We start from the raw sequence: 3,285 nt of genomic DNA on the forward strand, positions 1-3,285 counted from the left end.
GCTTTTGCCGAAGCTGCCTTCTCGGTTTTGAAGATATTTTTTAATGGGAAGCAGGGGGCCGGTGTGAAGAATATTTGTGCAGATCAGGATTCCTGTCAACAGAGCCGGTAGCCACAGTCGTTTTCCGGTGCCAAAACCTTGCACCAGTACCATCGCCAGTAAGATATAAAACAGAGGAAAAACCCCTGCCACGTATTGTTGGAGAGGAATGGGGTGAGGCGAGGAGGCAATCAGAAGGGCCAGTGTGCAGATTAAAAGAAGTTGTATTTGCAGTTTGAAGGGTTTTAGAGATTTCAGAAATAAAAATGGAAACAAAATGAACGGGAAAATATAGTTATTGAGTTGAAATAAATAACCCACAAAGTGCTTTATCCATCCTGCGAAGGAATTGTCCACCAGGTCACTGCGGTCCACGTAGGATTGAGCGATGTGGGAAAAAACAGGTGCGATAGAGACTAACCAGGGCAGGGTGAAACAGGCGATGATAATGGCGCATCGCGGAACCAGCCGCGCGTTTTCAGGGCGGATTGTTTCCCGGTGCAGTAAAAAATGGATCAAAATGCCCAGGATGATCCCGGCAAATGCGACATACATCGAATGGAAAAAAAGGATGGCTACGATTATAAACGGGGTTGTTTTCCATTTCCTGTCTTCAAAAATATGGAGATAAAAATAGATCAGTAAAATAGTGAGTAAAATGGAAAATCCTACATACCTTGCGGTCCTGAAATAGAGCAGGGTCGGCACCGATGAGGCTAAAAATAAGGCGGATAAAAAGGCGGTCAATTTATTGCCAGTTAACCTCAGGGCAAGAAAATAAAGAGCGATGACGGAAATCAATCCAATAAAAGCAAAAGGCAGACGAGCGGCCAAGGTTGTGTTGCCGAAGAGGGATAGAGAAAAGGCTTGCAAATAATAGGGAATCCAGGTGCGGTAGATAAAAAGCCCGTCGTAGATATCCGCAAAAAGCATGGTGGCATTGACCCCATCGGAGTGCATGGGGACCCCATACTTTAGAATCGTTGTGCTGATAAAGGTATCGCCGCCTTCATCCACCTGCAGGGCGCCGTCTCCAAGGCCCAAAAAAATCAACAGGACGGAATAGGGAAGCAGGAAAAGCAGACCCGGATGCTTGTTTAAAAATGTTTTGATGGCAAGCGCCATAGCGGGTGGGTTCAGGGTTGAGGGAGGAATAAATTCTGCTAAATTTTTTGAATTATACTCCACAGCGAGTCCCTATGTTATTATTTCCCCGGATCTTTGCAGATGTATCGGAAAATTAACCCATCACCTTTATCAAGGCCGTCGTTTGAGCACTGAAATCCCCAATCTTTCCGTCGTGGTCCTCGCTTATCGGAGTGCAGATACAATTTCCACCTTTGTGGATTCGCTGATATCGTGTCTGGAAGCGAATGAGCCGTATTGGGAGTTGATTCTGGTCGGCAATTATATGGATAACTCCGGCGACCGGACTCCCGAGGTGGTGAAGGGCCTGGCAAAGCAGGATGCCAGGATTCACGCTGTTACCGAGGTGAAAAAGGGGATGATGGGCTGGGACATGAAGAGCGGTTTGAGTGCCGCTTCGGGTAAAGTCCTGGCCGTCATCGATGGGGATGGCCAGATGCCGGCGGAGGATGTCATCCGCGTGTACAAAAAGCTCCAGGCAGATAATCTCGATCTTGCAAAAACTTACCGCGTTAAGCGCGATGACGGCTCCTACCGCCGAGTCATTTCTACCGTTTACAATGCACTTTTTCAGTTTCTTTTTCCGGGCTTGAACAGCCGGGACATCAATTCCAAACCCAAGGTGATGACTAGAGATGCCTACGCAAGCATGGATTTACAGTCGGACGGATGGTTCATCGATGCCGAGATCATGATCCAGTCCCGGGGCCTGCGGTTGAAAACGGGCGAGATCGAGACGGTCTTTCACAGCATCGATTCCCGCCCTTCTTTTGTGAAACCGTTATCTATTTTGGAATTTTTAGCCAACCTTGTCTGGTACCGGGTCTTGGAATTCTTCCGCAGTTATAAAAAATAAAACCGGCAAAGCAATAGTGATGAATCTTCTGATCACCGGCGCATCGGGAAGTTTGGGACAACGTCTGATTCCGGCTTTGCTGGTGCGTGAAAAGGTAAATATCCGCACTCTGGCGCACCGGACTCCGGTGGAGTTTCCCGCATGTGAAGCGATGAAAGGGGAATTGGCAGATCTCGATTCCCTGGTCGCGGCGACAGATGGAATCGATACGGTGCTGCATCTTGCGGCATTGACCCATAGCCCGCGTGAAACAGATTATTTTGCAGTGAATGCCGAAGGAACTAGAAACCTTCTCGAAGCGTGTCGCCATAATAAAGTCCAGCGTTTTATTTTCATGAGTTCCGGAGCCGCCCATCCCGATGGCGGTGCCTATTCCGCAAGCAAACTGGCGGCGGAGCAGGCGGTGCAGCAATCCGAATTGTCCTGGCTGATTCTGCGCCCGAGAGAAGTCTATGGGACCGGGGGAAAGGAGGGGATCAACCAGCTGATTTCCTGGGTACGGAAATTTCCTGTGGTTCCGGTGATTGGAAACGGACGCTACCTGCTGAGTCCGGTTTTCATTGATGATGTTGTTTCAGCCACCGTGGAAGCTGTTTTTGGAACGGACGTTGAGGGTCAGACTTATGTCTTGGCGGGACCCGACGATTTAGCCTTTACTGCGTTGATCGACCGGTTGGCAGATTATTTTGGGGTTTCCGTTGGGAAATTTTTTGTTCCCATTCCTTTGTTGCGGGGGATGATCTTCCTTCTGAATGGGCTCAATATTCAAACACTGGTTCGAGATCAAATTCCGCGGCTTTTGTGCGACAAATCCTCTCCAGAAAATCCTGAAATCCCCTTGTTGAATTTTCGACCCCGCAAACTGGAGGATGGCCTGCGTTCGTGTTTTCCCCGGGAGGGCTGAAAAGTGGAGATGCCCCAAAATTTAATCCCCTCCGCTTTTGAGCGAGAGCTTCCCGTAAAAAAAAGGGGGGGAGGAAGATGACTATAAGTCGATGCCGTTGGTATTTGGTATAAAAGAGTCCTCAAGAAAATCCCCCTAACCCCCTTTAAAAAAGGGGGAACCCGCTACTCCCCCTTCCGCGAAGGGGGCTGGGGGGATTTATACTCTCCCAACGTCAACGAGGATAACTGTACTTATGCAAAGGTCTCATTTTTAAAGGGGTCTCAGGGTTGTGGCGAATTATCGGGATTTTCTCCCACCAAAAGGTACTGGGCCCCCAGAGGACACCATCCCAGCCAGG

At 48.9% G+C, this 3,285-nt stretch carries 3 protein-coding genes; 2 read left to right on the top strand and 1 reads right to left on the bottom strand.

Translation table 11 applies throughout. From position 1 onward, the window contains the following. Positions 1–1,164 (bottom strand): glycosyltransferase family 39 protein (locus O3C58_14085; GenBank protein ID MDA0692979.1); only part of this gene is annotated, 1,164 nt, incomplete at its 3' end. Positions 1,165–1,309: 145 nt separating this feature from the next. On the opposite strand from O3C58_14085, the gene O3C58_14090 reads away from it, so the two are divergent. Both O3C58_14090 and O3C58_14095 read left to right on the top strand, forming a co-directional pair. After that, positions 1,310–2,041, top strand: a complete 732-nt coding sequence (locus O3C58_14090) for a glycosyltransferase family 2 protein (GenBank protein MDA0692980.1) — start codon at positions 1,310–1,312, stop codon at positions 2,039–2,041. 19 nt (positions 2,042–2,060) lie between these two features. Beyond that, on the top strand, positions 2,061–2,945 hold the full coding sequence (locus O3C58_14095) for an NAD-dependent epimerase/dehydratase family protein (GenBank protein MDA0692981.1): 885 nt from the start codon (positions 2,061–2,063) through the stop codon (positions 2,943–2,945). Positions 2,946–3,285 lie beyond the last annotated feature (340 nt).

The sequence above is a fragment of the Nitrospinota bacterium genome, from assembly GCA_027619975.1.
GTDB lineage: Bacteria > Nitrospinota > Nitrospinia > Nitrospinales > VA-1 > JADFGI01.

Coding starts and splice junctions, on each gene's coding strand:
- O3C58_14095 (MDA0692981.1), top strand. CDS start 2,061: ATGAATCTTCTGATCACCGGCGCATCGGGAAGTTTGGGACAACGTCTG.